This window comes from Sphingobacterium sp. UBA7253 (assembly GCF_002472745.1).
Classification (GTDB): Bacteria; Bacteroidota; Bacteroidia; order Sphingobacteriales; family Sphingobacteriaceae; genus Sphingobacterium; species Sphingobacterium siyangense.
The window spans coordinates 1-13,320 of record NZ_DKSP01000163.1 but is presented as its reverse complement, the minus strand read 5'-3'; the positions used below and the strand labels follow the sequence as shown (position 1 = coordinate 13,320).

The 13,320-nt window shown below is 39.4% G+C and carries 18 protein-coding genes; 1 reads left to right on the top strand and 17 read right to left on the bottom strand.

Features of this window, described 5'->3' with window-relative positions; translation table 11 throughout:
* Positions 1–252 precede the first annotated feature (252 nt).
* The 16 genes from B2X72_RS16775 to B2X72_RS16700 form a co-directional block, all read right to left on the bottom strand.
* Positions 253–525, bottom strand: coding sequence for a type II toxin-antitoxin system YafQ family toxin (locus B2X72_RS16775; RefSeq protein ID WP_286850807.1), 273 nt, complete (start codon positions 523–525; stop codon positions 253–255).
* Entirely contained in the window at positions 525–719 is a 195-nt protein-coding gene (locus B2X72_RS16770; RefSeq protein ID WP_028297204.1) for a hypothetical protein, read from the bottom strand. The genes B2X72_RS16775 and B2X72_RS16770 overlap by 1 nt, the downstream gene beginning before the upstream one ends.
* Before the next feature lie 244 nt (positions 720–963).
* A complete protein-coding gene (locus B2X72_RS16765) occupies positions 964–1,752 on the bottom strand; it encodes an ABC transporter permease (RefSeq protein ID WP_286850803.1) in 789 nt (262 codons plus the stop codon).
* Positions 1,753–2,700: an ATP-binding cassette domain-containing protein gene (locus tag B2X72_RS16760; RefSeq protein WP_286850801.1), complete on the bottom strand. Its 948-nt coding sequence runs from the start codon at positions 2,698–2,700 to the stop codon at positions 1,753–1,755. It lies immediately after the preceding gene.
* A gap of 13 nt (positions 2,701–2,713) precedes the next feature.
* The gene (locus B2X72_RS16755) at positions 2,714–3,352 is read right to left on the bottom strand and encodes a hypothetical protein (protein WP_286850799.1); all 639 of its coding nucleotides are present in this window, start codon (positions 3,350–3,352) and stop codon (positions 2,714–2,716) included.
* A gap of 12 nt (positions 3,353–3,364) precedes the next feature.
* A complete protein-coding gene (locus B2X72_RS16750) occupies positions 3,365–4,315 on the bottom strand; it encodes a relaxase/mobilization nuclease domain-containing protein (protein WP_286850798.1) in 951 nt (316 codons plus the stop codon).
* Entirely contained in the window at positions 4,305–4,685 is a 381-nt protein-coding gene (locus B2X72_RS16745) for a plasmid mobilization protein (protein WP_286850796.1), read from the bottom strand. Before B2X72_RS16745 ends, B2X72_RS16750 begins: the two co-directional genes overlap by 11 nt.
* Before the next feature lie 262 nt (positions 4,686–4,947).
* Positions 4,948–5,250: a MerR family transcriptional regulator gene (locus B2X72_RS16740; RefSeq protein ID WP_286850794.1), complete on the bottom strand. Its 303-nt coding sequence runs from the start codon at positions 5,248–5,250 to the stop codon at positions 4,948–4,950.
* 109 nt (positions 5,251–5,359) lie between these two features.
* On the bottom strand, positions 5,360–5,857 hold the full coding sequence (locus B2X72_RS16735; RefSeq protein ID WP_286850792.1) for a nucleotidyltransferase: 498 nt from the start codon (positions 5,855–5,857) through the stop codon (positions 5,360–5,362).
* Positions 5,847–6,053 carry a hypothetical protein gene (locus B2X72_RS16730; RefSeq protein ID WP_286850791.1) on the bottom strand — a complete coding sequence of 69 codons (207 nt, stop codon included), beginning with the start codon at positions 6,051–6,053 and terminating at the stop codon, positions 5,847–5,849. Before B2X72_RS16730 ends, B2X72_RS16735 begins: the two co-directional genes overlap by 11 nt.
* Before the next feature lie 70 nt (positions 6,054–6,123).
* Entirely contained in the window at positions 6,124–7,182 is a 1,059-nt protein-coding gene (locus B2X72_RS16725) for a hypothetical protein (protein WP_286850789.1), read from the bottom strand.
* 16 nt (positions 7,183–7,198) lie between these two features.
* Positions 7,199–8,446 (bottom strand): phage integrase SAM-like domain-containing protein, encoded by a 1,248-nt coding sequence (locus B2X72_RS16720; protein ID WP_286850787.1) that lies wholly within the window; start codon positions 8,444–8,446, stop codon positions 7,199–7,201.
* 625 nt (positions 8,447–9,071) lie between these two features.
* A complete protein-coding gene (locus B2X72_RS16715) occupies positions 9,072–9,608 on the bottom strand; it encodes a hypothetical protein (RefSeq protein WP_286768313.1) in 537 nt (178 codons plus the stop codon).
* Positions 9,609–9,663: 55 nt separating this feature from the next.
* Positions 9,664–10,299 (bottom strand): hypothetical protein, encoded by a 636-nt coding sequence (locus B2X72_RS16710; protein WP_286768314.1) that lies wholly within the window; start codon positions 10,297–10,299, stop codon positions 9,664–9,666.
* A gap of 104 nt (positions 10,300–10,403) precedes the next feature.
* Positions 10,404–10,931, bottom strand: a complete 528-nt coding sequence (locus B2X72_RS16705; RefSeq protein WP_286768315.1) for a hypothetical protein — start codon at positions 10,929–10,931, stop codon at positions 10,404–10,406.
* A 279-nt stretch (positions 10,932–11,210) separates the two neighbouring features.
* Positions 11,211–11,831 (bottom strand): recombinase family protein, encoded by a 621-nt coding sequence (locus B2X72_RS16700; protein WP_286768316.1) that lies wholly within the window; start codon positions 11,829–11,831, stop codon positions 11,211–11,213.
* 235 nt (positions 11,832–12,066) lie between these two features.
* Here B2X72_RS16700 and B2X72_RS16695 point away from each other — a divergent pair, with 235 nt between their 5' ends.
* Positions 12,067–12,429 (top strand): hypothetical protein, encoded by a 363-nt coding sequence (locus B2X72_RS16695; RefSeq protein WP_286768317.1) that lies wholly within the window; start codon positions 12,067–12,069, stop codon positions 12,427–12,429.
* A 553-nt stretch (positions 12,430–12,982) separates the two neighbouring features.
* On the opposite strand, the gene B2X72_RS16690 is transcribed toward B2X72_RS16695, so the two are convergent.
* Positions 12,983–13,320: hypothetical protein (locus B2X72_RS16690; protein ID WP_286850785.1), on the bottom strand; the 338-nt coding region annotated here is incomplete at its 5' end.

Sequence of the window (13,320 nt, the reverse complement as noted above, 5' to 3'; positions counted from 1 at the left end):
CGGTCAGCATACTTTTTTCACATGATTTTGAGCAAGATTTGAAGAATTTGTTGGAGGCATTAAGCTGAAGATTTCTTTATTATTTGCTTCCTTATTTAATGTAAAACTTAGTATATTTTAAACCTTAATACTCGTAATTCCAATGGATATTCCGTAGGGGGATTCAAAATATTGCTTTATCTTGACAAAAACAGCGATTTTTAAAATTCGGAGGTTCTTTTTGTGGTTCTTTTTAGACAATCAAAGCGAAGCTTAAAATAAGTCGCTGTGTGTACCTGTTCTTGTTAATGTAATAAGCCTTATGGTGTCGTCCTGTTCCCAAACTAACAGCCAATCGGGCTGGATGTGGCATTCCCAAAATCCTTTGTAATTACCGGTCAACGGGTGCGGTTTGTTCTTTGGTGGGAGTGAGCCTTTTTCAACCAGTTGGGTAACGACTTCATCGAGAAGTCGCATATCCAAACCACGCTTTTTTGCGAGTTTAATATCTTTTTTGAACTTCCCTGTCTGTTCAAGCTGATACATTACGAATAAAGTTCTTTTCTAAAATCTTCAAGGGTGGTTTTGGTCGCCTTGCCCGATTTAGCCTCTTTTATTGCCTTTTCAGTATCTTTATTGTAACGAGGTTCTTCAAGCTCCACAAAAGGAAGTGTTTTAAGGTATTCATAGAATACTTTTGCCTGCTTGCTTCGCTTATCTATTTTTATCGTAATTTCCATATCTGCACATCTTAATGATACTACCCCAAAGTTACTAAAAATAAAGTTGTTCGCTATGGCTGACAAAAGAAAGAAGAAAACTCCGCAGGACACGAAAGAAATTCACCGTAAACAGCCAAAAGCGAGAACAGCCAAGGCCAAGAACGGTGGGGGTTCGCAGGCCGAAAATGAGCGGTGGGCGATTATTTTGGTTAATTCTTCTAAGTCTTACAATTTTTTGTTTTATATCCTCGTTTTTAGAGGCTTAATTATCTTTAAAGTCCGTTTTAAAATAACGATAGCTTAAAATGGAAAACATGACAAAATACACGATGCTGAATATTTCGTGTTGGGGAAAAATGCCAAACATTTTCGATGACACCCAATGTGGTGGGTTTATAGTTGAGTAATTATATGCATATGGGAAATAAGTTATTTGTTCAGCTCTTCCCTGATATAATGCTACCCATATTATTCCACCTAAAACCGCAATAGCTATTGGGATTATCATGTTTTTAAAGCGTAAGCTTAACCAAAAATGTATACCGACTATTCCAAGTGATGCAATAAATGAATGGAAACATAAGTTTATCATCGACACATAATCAGGTGTATTTTTTGTCAACTGTAATGCTGGTTTTATTATTCCTACAAAAAAACCACACCCCACCCAAAATGGAACGTACAGCATATAGAAGAAAACAATAAAAATAAGCAGCGTTATGAGTTTATTGAAATAAATTGTGCCCTTAGAAATAGGCAATGTGAAAATGTGTTTCCATGTATTGCTTTTGTGTTCAATATTAAGAAACAGGCATATTAATAATACAACAAAAAATGGTGTATATAAAAACCCCATTCCTCTCCATGACATTTCAGTAAAATCATCCCATGGATTCTTCCCTTGTTCGGGAATCAACTGCTCCCATTTGATCAAAAAACCAAATGAGACAAAAAGCGGCATAAATGCTGCTCCGAGAATTACCAGCCAAGAGACAAATGTATTTTTCGATTTTATAAATTCAGTACTTATTCCCTTTACCACGTTCTTCATTTAATTTTCAGTTATTTTTAGAAAGATTTCTTCGAGGTTACTATTTTCTATCTGCATCCTGAAAATATCAATGTTGTTCCCTACCAACAATCTGCATACATCAGCAATTTGCTCTTTGCTTTGATATGGAAGCTGTATTTGCAAGTTTTCCGAAAATACAGGGACATAACGATTAGAAAGGACATCAAAGGATTTTTCATTATTACTCGTCTGGATATGGATAATCGCCGAATTTTTTTGAAGTTCTTTAACATCATTGTACCTGCCTTGGAAAACTAAGTTTCCTCTACTCAAAACGCCTAAATGTGTTACTATTTTTTCAATTTCAGATAGTAAATGGCTTGACAGAAAAATAGTGGTTCCATTTTCTTTGTTTAGTTTTAGAAGTAATTCCCTGATTTCAATGATTCCATTTGGGTCTAAACCATTTACCGGTTCATCTAAAATCAGTAATTCAGGTTCGGAAAGCAACGCTACGGCAAGCCCTAACCGTTGTTTCATTCCCAAAGAATATTCTTTTACTTTTTTTTGAGCTGCTGATTTTAGCCCCACTATTTTAAGTGTTTCATCAACTCGACTTTTGCTTATGTTCCTGACCTTCCGTGTGATTTCCAAATTATCAAAACCAGAAAGATGGTCATATAGGGAAGGTTGCTCAATTAATGCCCCAATTTTTGATAGGATTTCAATTCTATTGTTTTTGAGATTTTGTCCGAATAACTGAATATTATTTTTTAGGTTTGGTAAAAGTCCCAAAAGTAACCGAATAGTTGTAGTTTTACCTGAGCCGTTTGGCCCCAAGAATCCATAAATAGAACCTTTCTCAACGTTAAGGTTTATATTCTTTAAAACATCGTCTCTATTGTTAAAAGCGAAGGTTAGGTCGTTCGTTTCAATTAGTGCCACTGTATTGTTTTGTTGCAAATGATATTTTGCAAAGGTATTCATTTTTTGCATCATTTTAATCATTATCGCCCTGCTTTTTTAGTCGTTTTAGCGTTTCTTTTGCCCGTTCCGCCTGTTCCGTGGATTGCCGTGCATTTTCTTCGGCTTTTCTAATGGCAAGTAACCTTTCTTCCTCATGCTTTACCCATGATTTAAGTTTTTCTGGATTGCTGTTGTAGATGGAATCAATATCCAGCGATACAGGGGGATAAAGCAACCTTACTATCCGGATTTTGATGTCGCTATCGTGCAAAGCGGAATTTGACCGCCAAAACTGGAAGCTGGCGAAAAGAGAAAGAATCGACACAAGCACAAGGACTGCTCCAGTAATGATATACGGTCGTTGTCTCCCTGTTAGGCGATGCTCCACATTGACCTTTATTGGCTGTGGCATTTCGCCTATCGCTTTCTTCTGTTCTTCCAAAGCGGTGACAAGGCTATCGGTTGCCTTAACATGCTTTAGGACGGACGTTTTCATGCCGACAAGCGTTTCCTCTGTTATTTTACTCTCCAATTTTTCGCTTATTTCAGTCAATTCTGCCGAATAGTCTTTGGCTTTGGACTGTTGCTTTTCGATTTCTTCGAGACGTCTGTCCATACTCACCATTATCTCCTGTAGGTCTTTTAGGGTGGTCTGTAATTCCTGTTCGTTCATTTCTTTAGTGTTTTATCTGCTGATTCCTCTTGATTTTTCTTCCTCCGGTTTCTTTTTTTTCTTTCGCCAATTGGGGTCGGGTTCGGGTTCTATCGAAGCGGGCATGTTCAATAGGTCACCGAGCAAACCCATTCCCGTTTCGTATGTCTCTGACCGCTGTTCCTGCTGTCCGAGTACTTCCCTTATCTGGTCGGCAAGTGTGGGGCTTTCCGTAGTGGAGTGCGTTATTCCCATTGCTCGGTTTTCGCTTAGCTGTTTCTCTATCCCTGCAAAACTGTATTTGCGGTCGATTGCCGAACCTTTGAACTTCACTCTGTCCTTTTCAAAGGAAATGCCCTGCACCTCGTCCGTTCCTTTGCGGTACTTGTAGAGGACACCGATGCCCTGCCTTGCAAGCATCGTTTCTACCTGCTTCCACGTGGTGGCTTTTGCCATGATGTCTTTAAGGGCATCAAGAATGGCATAGCGTAGTCTGTCGTTTCCTTTCAACGCCTGCCTGTTCACCTTTCCCTTGCCCTTACCGAGATGGTAGCCGTAACGTTCCGTCATCTCCCTGCATAACTTTTGGCTTTTGTGCCAATTGTTGAAATTGCCTATCGTCTTTCCATCGTTGTCCACTCGGTTGTAGACGATATGCACATGGGGATGCTTTTTATCCGTATGGAGTACGGTAAAGTATTGAGTATTCTTGATACCCATCTTCTCCATGTACTCCCTTGCGTGCTGCACAATTTTCTCCTCCGTAAGCTTGGCACTGTCCTCGTTGCTCCAACTTAGCACGGTATGCCCTACAGCATTGCCAAGCTTTGGACGCATCCTGCGCTGGGCATTCAAGTCACTGGTAATCGCCTTGATGCTGTAATCCCTAACGCCTGCCGAATCCAAAACCTTTGATTGCTCACGCTCCAATAGGTAGCGGACGCACCCGCCGAAGCTCTTGCCTACGATTAGTTTAGCTATCATCTTTACCGATCCTTTCCATTAACCGCTCCACTTCGCCGAGCAACCTGCGCAGATCCGCCATGATTGACACAAGCCCACCCGTATGCGCGAGCTTGCTCAACTGGTTGAGGTTGTTTGCCATCCCCGACAGGGTACGCAGGTAGCTGGCTTCCTCTTTTGACAGCCTCGGTTTTATTACCGAGGTCTTTGCAGACTGCCGGAACCAGTCACTTATCCGCATGCTCGCATTCCTTGCCCTGTTTGCAATGGCGAGCCGTTCGGTAGGGGTCAAGCGGACGACCAAGGAAACGCTTCGGGTGATGGCTTTTTTAGGTCGTCCCCGTGTGCGTTTTTTTAAGTCCGTTCCTTTTTCCTTTGCCAATTTTTTCATTGGCAAACCTCCCCAAGTTTACGGACTGCGACCATCGGGAGCATCCGCCGTTCCCCACACCGCAAAGAGTGGGGGAACGGTTTTTTGCATTGCAAAAAAATAAACTTGCTCCCTACAGGGCTACAAAGGTTTACCTTTGGAGAACTGACGGCGGATAGCATTTCTTTCCGGCTGTCTTTCCGGCTGAAAGCCTGCTTTTGGTCGGCGTGGCTACTTATCTGCATGTGCAGAAAAGTAGCTAACGGTATAGCTGGATATACCATCATTTCAACCCCTTTCCGCTCTTTGCAAGAGCATCACGGATGGCCTCGTCCGAGTAATAGACCTTTCGGCCGATGCGTCGGGGTACGAGGATGCCCGCCTTTTCCCAATAATGCATGGTGGAATAGGCAACACCGAGCATGAGCCGTGTCTCGGCTCTTGTCCTGTAACCTATGTTCTGTGGGGGCGGGGTCGGCTTTTCTGCCGTTTCTCCGTGGAGTGCCTCTCTAACGGCCTCCTTTACATTCTCGGATAGGATTTCCTTGAACTCCCTGTCCGAATAGCTTGTGAATATCTGCGCCATATCAAACGTGTTTGTATGGAGCAATGTTCGGGGGGATTCAAAGGGGGATTGGTCACTATTTCATTTTTGTTCGATGGGATGCCCTGCGGTACTGTTTAAGATATATCGGCTATCTTCTTAGTCCTCTTTTTCTTTGGGCAGGTTCGTCCTCTTGTTGCTTTTTTAGCTTTTCAAGTGCTTCGATATCCCCAATGTCTTTGGGTCTTCCCACGTTCCGCTTGTTGCGGATGAGGTCATTAGCACTGATAAACGATATTTCCAGTCCGTCTATTTCGGTTTCCAGACGGGTATGGTACGCCTCATCGAAGTCAATACCCGATATGGCGTTAAGGATGTCTATGCGCAATGGCGGATAACCCAATTGGGTAACGTAATTTTCCCGTAGGAAGTCTTCCTCGGCAAGCCCAAGCTGGCCAAATCCGAACTCGTCTATCACCTTGACCATTTTGCCTGCGTTCTCCTCATCGGGCTTTATCCATATATCAAGGTCACCCGTGTGCCTCGGCCTGCCGTGAAAGGAAAGAGCATAAGCACCTACCACCATGTACTTAACTTGGTGGTCGTTCAGAAGCTGGACGAAGTCGGTAAAATCCTGTTCAAATATCATCGTTGCGCTGGCTTACTATTTTTTCCATGTGTTGGGGGTATGTTCCGAGCAACCAACTGTAATATGCCCTGCGCAGGCGTGTTACTTCGGCTATCCGCTCGGAAGCTTGACGGCCTAACCAAAACTGGATATCCCGTAGGTCTTCCTCGTCTATCTTTACTTGGCTGGCAACCATTGCCATCTTTCTCTTTTTCATGTTCTCTTTATAGACTTGTCTATGTAAATATACGGAATTTCGGACGGAAATAAAACAGCGCAAAGGGTGTTTATCCGCTCCTGCCCGTGTTCTTTCTAATGTCGTTGACAAACCTACCTTTGGGAAAATCCATGTCGGGGCAAATAGTTTTCAGATAATTAAGAACCTTATCTTCGTTCTTGGCTTCAAAATCCTTTAGTTTGGCACTTCCCGTGGCATTGAACAGTTTTACATCACGTTCGGCCGTATCCGCCTTGATGGGTTTGCCACCGAGGATTTTCTGTAGAATCTTACCCATTTGTCCGTATGTTAGGCTATCGTTCCAAACGGACTTGTCAAGGAACCCCAGCTTGTAAAAGAAGTACATGCGGAGCCTGCCGTTCTCTATGGGGCTGGATGGGTCTATTACCGCATTGTCCGCTTCTTCTTCCTCCTTTCTGTATTCCGACAGTATTCCCTCCAACGTGCGGTTGCGCTCCGTAAAGGCGGTTATTTCCTCCTGCTGTTCCTTTACGGTTCGGGCAAGCTCCATACGCCCAGCATCCTGTACGGCCAAAAGAGCATTTTTTTCCTGTAACTCGGTTTCAAGTTCCTTTAGCTTGCTTTCAAGCCCTCTTATTTTCTCCTGCTCTGAGGAAGTGTAACGGTCGAGCACTTCCCTTATGCCGTGCATGAGGTAGGAACGGATGTGGTCGGGGTCGTCGTCTATGAAGTAGGTGTCGCGGATATCGTCATCGTCCTGTATGATGTCGAAAATAATGCCGTCCGCGCTCAATTGCCTTAACTTCGTTTCGTAACGCTTGAATTTCTCTACGTCGATGCGCACTTTTATCTTGTGCAAGTCCTGTTCTACGTCCATCGCTTTCAGTTCGGCAAGCAACGGGTTCAGTTGTTTCTGTACTTCCTCCCGAAAGTGGGATATGTAAGGGGCATCGGTGGTGGCCTCTGCCAATCGGTGGTATGTGCCATCGTTGATGCCCTTGAAAAATTCCATCCAAGCGGTGGCAAAGTAATCCCGTCCGCCGATGGCATCCCATTCTAAACCCGTACCCGTTTGCAGGAACGTGCGACCGTACCAAGTGAAGTCGGCAAGTAAGCTATTTAGGTGTTTTAAATCCTTTAAATTCATGTGCGTTCTGTTTTGGTTATCCTGCCTTATCCAGTTCTATTTTTGCGGTCACCGTATCGAGTATGAGCTGTGCGTTTTCCTCACGGGTCATCTTGATATACTTGAAGAAATTGGTTTCCGTGGTATGCCCCGTTATCTTCATGATGGTGAACGTTGGAAGCCTGTAATGCTTGTACATATTGGTGGCAAACGAACGCCTTGCCGTATGTGTTCCCATAGCATCATAGAAAGGGATGGTCACCTGTACCCTTGTACCGCCCTGCGGTACGGTAATTCTTACAGGCTGGGTAAGTCCGGCCATTTTCCCGATAATCTTGATATAATCGTTCAGCTTTTGGTTACTTATCGGCTTTGGATAAAGATAGGTTCCATCTTCCAAGCGATAGCTTTCCAATATTTCACGGGTGACTGGCAATATCGGAATTGCCACGAAAACCCCTGTTTTTTCCGTTTCAATATGGATAAAGTCGCCATGAACCCGTGCTTTGTCCGCTAATACCGAATAGTCCTGAAAGCGGAGTCCGCTCCATGCGCCGAGCAGATAAAGGTCGCGCGCATTCTTCAGACCTGGATGGCCTGTTAGGTCAACGGAATGTATTGCCCCTAACTGTTCTATATCGTTATATACGGCATCGGTTTCTTCCTCCACCTTGATGAACGCCTTTGACTTGTATATCTCGTTGGCATGCCAACCGAGTTCCTTTGCCTCTCCCATGAACAGTTTGATGTGCTTGATGACCTTTCCGAAGTAGTTGAGCGAAAAACTACGGTCTGTGAACATATAATCCCGCAGGTCATAGTAGAAATCCATTGTCACGTTATCGAAGTTCAGCCTTTTCAGCTTTCTATGCTCCACGTACTCCTTCAATAGTGTCCGGCTACCCTCGTAGGAACGTATGGTGTTTTCCCTGTAACGCATTCCTGCACGTTTGCCTTTCAGCACGGTACGCTTTCCCTCACGGCTAAGTTTTACCTGTCGGTCGAAAAAGGAAATCAGCGACTGGCTGAGGTCGGATGCTTTTACTGTTGTTGCTCCCGATAGCGATTGCAAGATCTGTTCCTTGAAGATAGGCTTATCGGGATAGCTATGGAACTTGTTCACGTAGGTTCGGTACTCGCTTTCAACCGTAGCTTTTACTGTGGCAAGCTTCTCGACGATGGCGTTCGCCTCTGCCGATTCAAGCCCTTTCAGTCCGCCAATGGGTCTTTCTTTTTCGGGGTTCCATTTGGCGGGGTGTACCTTTGTTCCCGTGGGTATCTTCACAACGGGCTTGCCGTTGTACTCCACGAAGCAAGTTATCGGCGTTGGTTTGGTGGCTCCCGTTTCCCTCAACCGGAAACTGATACCACATTCGATTTTTACAGTTCTACTCATAATCATCTGATTTTAAGCCGTTAAATAATAATGAAAGGTAGTGAATATAAGTCGGATACACAAGTTGTCGGGGGGGGCTTTTGGGGATTCTTTTTGTCGAATTTGAGTGAATTTTAACGAACCCTATAAAACAAAAAACCGCATTTAAATGTATTTAAATGCGGTTTTTAAATCTTGCTGGCTCTCTTTGGAGCCTCTCTGTAGCCCGTAGGGGAATCGAACCCTACCTGCATCAATCTATTTATCAGTAATTTACAAACCTTTCATTCACCTGCTCACCGAATAACTCACTGGTTTGATATACGTTTTAGCTGCAAGTGCTATAAGTTAAATTTATATAAAATATTTGTTAATTCCCAAATTGGTATTTAGAACAATAAACCGTAAATATAGTTAATTAAAAAGGTTGGTTTGATGGAACTTCAAAATTTTAACATGTAAAATACTCATACCATGGGCATCTTCTAGTTTATATAGATTTGGCTTCATACTTTATCGTTTCTGAGATTTATTGTTAATAATTGTGTTCTATAAATTTCACTAGCTGCATTACAGAGAAGTCTATCTTCATTATGTATTCATCTTCTCCGGCATAATCCCTTAATAATCTATCAGAGAATCCCCAACCTCCATTTTCTTTTGCTTTTTTTAATACTTGGCTTAAAGGATAAAAAGTATATCTATATTTACCTTTGTTTGATTTTGATGACGGTAAACATTCTTTTGTATCACAAATAATCCAATATCCTTTATCCTGTCCGAACTTAACAGCAGAGTAAACAGAATTTGTGAAACTAGCAATATATTCTGCTTTAGATTTCCGTGAGATACTTCTAATCAATATTGGTTTTGTTTTAGGAAGAAAATTTTTCAGTACAATTTCCCATACATCATAATAAGCTTTGAATTTTTCAGAACGATCAGTTAAGATCCAGTTTCCAATAAATATTCTAGTGTCATATGTAGGTGGGATTCCTTTATCAATAATGTCTATTAAATTTTGAGCTATTTCCTCCTTTTTTGACTTACTCAATCGGTAATAATCTTTCATACTTTTTTCTATCGTTTTTTGAGAGCATTCAGGGCAAAAGTTGGTTAAAACTCAATCAGTCTAGCCCCGGTTTAGATAATTTGTTAATATCATATTCTGTTTTCGATACATCTGTCACATTATACTCAATCTTGTAACCATAAGTACCTTGACTATCAAATAACCTTTTAAACATAAGACCAGATTGCCGAGTAAATTTATTGCCGTCTTTTTTAACAAAATATGTTATACCATTTCCATCTTGCTCACCGAAATTAATGCTTTGAGATTCAACACTTTTAAGTATGTTAAAAAAAGATCTTATATGTTTATCAATGTTTCGGTATTCTTTTTCAGCGATATGTTTATATTTTGGATCAATATAAAAAATGTCTAACTTTTTATCATAAAGCGTTCCTTTATAAAAAATTAAAGTAATTTGATCAAAATTTACACCTTCATATTTAATAGCTTCTCTAATACCATCTAAAAAGACATCAGATTTATAAGTTTTTTTTACTGAGAAATCTACTAAATCAGATTCCATGAACGATGTTACATCATATTTACTTGAATTTAAAGGGATTTTATAAAAGCTCTCAACAACACGGGTATTTTGTCCGTAAACAGATGTTTTAAATAATAAAAGAAGGACGGTAATAATAGTAAATTGCAAGTATTTCATGAAAATGATTGTAATTTTTTTACTCATAAAATCGTTTTTTGAGATTAGTGATTTTTTTAAAAATTAAATATTTGCTAAACTTTTTGGTAAACTCGGGATTAACATTTTTTTTGGAATCGTGATGATAATATTTAAAAATAATTGACCTCATCAATATCCTGCCAAAGTCTTTTTAGTTCAAGCAATATTTCACTAGCTGTTATAAGTTCTTTATCCAAATCCCGAGTCGTATAACGCTTACTATCATATCTTGAGTATTGTATTCTATTTGAACTGCTTTTAGTTAATTGCCATCTATGATCTGAGCAATAAATACAAGTTTCATTGTTTTCAATTGTCACATCAAGCCAAACACCATGTATAAAACTGTTTCTTAATCTTTGTAACGGTTTTAGTTTTGAAACAATTTCCGAAATTCTTTCCTCTTCATAATGTCGAAAAGATGAAAGCTTTTTTATTAGCTCCAAATTGACGTGAAGTGAATTTTCTTTGATTAGAAAATGATTAATCAATTCATCATCGGAATTTATAAGTTTCTCAATAATATGAGTAATTAGACTTTCAATTTCTGAAAATCGAACGCTAAGTAGGCCAATTCTTGTATAAAAAGGTGTATTAATTTCGCTTAGCTCTTGTAATTCGTATTTAAATGGACTCATTGCTGTTAAGAAGATAATTAACTAATTTTTCACATTGTTTATTGAAATTTATGTTACTTTTTTAATATCCAAGGTCGGTTCTTTAATTCATCTTTGTTCCAAGGATTAGGTTTACCAGCATTTTTTTTAGAGCCTTCCTCTTACTATTAAAAAGATTAGGATAGATCGCTTGCTGTTCTTCTGAGAGGCAATATTCGCTATTTATTGATATTAGATAATTAAGATTCGAGCCGAGTTTGCGATATACCGTATTTTTTACAATAGTCAATAGCTTTCATTTTAAACCGTTTTTTGATATTTATTAACTTCCATATTTTTAATTTCATCATTAGTATGCTTGTCGAGAATTTTAGCATAGCGGTAAAAGGTTGCTCGAGACAATCCGAGTGGTTCGTAAATTTCCTCCGGAGTTTTACTCAGATCTTTATAAAGAGGGCGCATAATTAATAACTTCCTTATTGTTTCCTTTGTAAAGCCTTTCGGTCTTCCTCCGGTTCTGCCCCTCGCTCTAGCAGATTGTAAGCCTGCATTTGTCCGATCTCTTGTCAACTCCCTTTCATATTCTGCAAACGAAGCCATTATATTTAAAAACAATCGACCATTACTTGTGCTGGTATCTACACCATCGGTCAAACCTTTGACAATTATCCCTTTGTCATTTAAACCTAAAACTAAATCAATAATATTCTTTAGGCTTCGGCCTAATCTATCCAATCGCCATACATACAACTCATCATCATTCCGTAGATGCTCAAGCATCTTGTCAAGTTCTGGTCGACTCTTGGTCGATCCCGAAATTTTCTCTTTATATATTTTATCGCAACCTGCCTTTTCCAAAGCTTCAATTTGCAAATTCAAATTTTGATCTCTGGTCGAAACTCTTGCATACCCAATTTTCATATTTAGTTACATTAAACTCATGTCATATAAATTTATGAAACAGTGTTTATTGATACAAGTTTTTGAGACAATATATTTTAAAATTAATCATGCTAATTTAGGATATCGAATAATCTTAATAAACCAGCGTTTAACAGAACCAGATTACCAATCATTAAATAGGTGGGGAAAAAATTTCTGGTTTAAATGAACTTGATTTGATAATTTATGTTTTGTAACTTGTTAAGAAAAAATTATGGCAATTAAAGCAGTGGATGGGTTGGATTTCAAAGATCAGAAATCTATCCGGATCAGATTTCAAGAATACAATCCAAATGGGAATGGAAGACCGTACGAGGAAGACCTAACTGAAGAAGGATATCACGCAGATAGTATTGCTGATTTACCAATTCCAGGTGATTATTTAGGCTTAACTGTAGATAGGTTTATAGATGGCCATGGAGTAAATGCTCGGTTCGAGAAAAAAGGCATAATATTTAAAGTTCTTACCAGACTTTTCGATTTTCAGGTCTTTGATAATAAAGATATAATCCTATGTAATATCGTTGTTCAAGAAGAAACCGATCAAAATATTGTTGGCAGGTTAATTAAAGACTAGCAACATGTGTTAATTCTAATTGAATACTTTGAGCGCTGTAAAACAGCATATGAAAGTCAGCGTTTTTGCGAAATGTAACCCCATAATAGGACGATACAAAGGAGCAAGCAGAAGTTGGGCAAAGCCCTACTTCTCTCGCCCCATTTGCCAAAAATGGGATTGTGAGTATCCTCTGGGAATACTCTTAAGCTCAAAAATAAATCCTTAAGGAGATTTCGAACTGTAGAAAAAACGCCTTAATGACGCTATATACTCACTTTTTAGCCTAATATGAATAAAATACGAAAATTTTTGCATCAAAAAATCGAACTGCGCAGGTCGTTTTTAACACTCTGAATGACAACATTTTTGAGCATAAAAAAGGAGACTACTATTTAATAGTGTCTCCTTAAGTGCGGTCAGCATACTTTTTTCACATGATTTTGAGCAAGATTTGAAGAATTTGTTGGAGGCATTGAGCTAATTCTATTTTGATAAATTTATTTCATTACAAATCCTAATACTTATCCTGAATGGAGATATATTGTAAATATTGATGTTATCCCGATAAAACTCACTTTAGATTTAGAAGTGATATTCTACCCTCATGTTTCCTAATATCAAGTATTGCTTGATGATAATAATCAGGTGCAACATGATTCGAGAAGACCTTTAAATTACCAATATTTTCATTGTTGATTTCTACAATAATTGCGTCAAAATCTAATTTGTATACATTTTTTAAGGTCTTTAACTTTGATGACAATCCGTTTGTAAAATGAGTATTATACAAACTCGTCTTAAAATAATCAATTAATAAAGCTTCTGCTATTTCTGTTTGCTCATTAATTCCTGGTTGAAAATCATTGATCGCTTCAATGCATATTCCGATGATGTTGGTTCTTCCCCACT

Bases quoted from the DNA above. Each gene is read 5' to 3' on its own strand.
- B2X72_RS16705 (WP_286768315.1), bottom strand. From the start codon at position 10,931: ATGAGTCCATTTAAATACGAATTACAAGAGCTAAGCGAAATTAATACA.
- B2X72_RS16775 (WP_286850807.1), bottom strand. From the start codon at position 525: ATGTATCAGCTTGAACAGACAGGGAAGTTCAAAAAAGATATTAAACTC.
- B2X72_RS16735 (WP_286850792.1), bottom strand. From the start codon at position 5,857: ATGATATTTGAACAGGATTTTACCGACTTCGTCCAGCTTCTGAACGAC.
- B2X72_RS16760 (WP_286850801.1), bottom strand. From the start codon at position 2,700: ATGAATACCTTTGCAAAATATCATTTGCAACAAAACAATACAGTGGCA.
- B2X72_RS16725 (WP_286850789.1), bottom strand. From the start codon at position 7,182: ATGAATTTAAAGGATTTAAAACACCTAAATAGCTTACTTGCCGACTTC.
- B2X72_RS16770 (WP_028297204.1), bottom strand. From the start codon at position 719: ATGGAAATTACGATAAAAATAGATAAGCGAAGCAAGCAGGCAAAAGTA.
- B2X72_RS16730 (WP_286850791.1), bottom strand. From the start codon at position 6,053: ATGAAAAAGAGAAAGATGGCAATGGTTGCCAGCCAAGTAAAGATAGAC.
- B2X72_RS16765 (WP_286850803.1), bottom strand. From the start codon at position 1,752: ATGAAGAACGTGGTAAAGGGAATAAGTACTGAATTTATAAAATCGAAA.
- B2X72_RS16695 (WP_286768317.1), top strand. From the start codon at position 12,067: ATGGCAATTAAAGCAGTGGATGGGTTGGATTTCAAAGATCAGAAATCT.
- B2X72_RS16700 (WP_286768316.1), bottom strand. From the start codon at position 11,831: ATGAAAATTGGGTATGCAAGAGTTTCGACCAGAGATCAAAATTTGAAT.
- B2X72_RS16715 (WP_286768313.1), bottom strand. From the start codon at position 9,608: ATGAAAGATTATTACCGATTGAGTAAGTCAAAAAAGGAGGAAATAGCT.
- B2X72_RS16740 (WP_286850794.1), bottom strand. From the start codon at position 5,250: ATGGCGCAGATATTCACAAGCTATTCGGACAGGGAGTTCAAGGAAATC.
- B2X72_RS16710 (WP_286768314.1), bottom strand. From the start codon at position 10,299: ATGAGTAAAAAAATTACAATCATTTTCATGAAATACTTGCAATTTACT.
- B2X72_RS16755 (WP_286850799.1), bottom strand. From the start codon at position 3,352: ATGAACGAACAGGAATTACAGACCACCCTAAAAGACCTACAGGAGATA.
- B2X72_RS16745 (WP_286850796.1), bottom strand. From the start codon at position 4,685: ATGAAAAAATTGGCAAAGGAAAAAGGAACGGACTTAAAAAAACGCACA.
- B2X72_RS16750 (WP_286850798.1), bottom strand. From the start codon at position 4,315: ATGATAGCTAAACTAATCGTAGGCAAGAGCTTCGGCGGGTGCGTCCGC.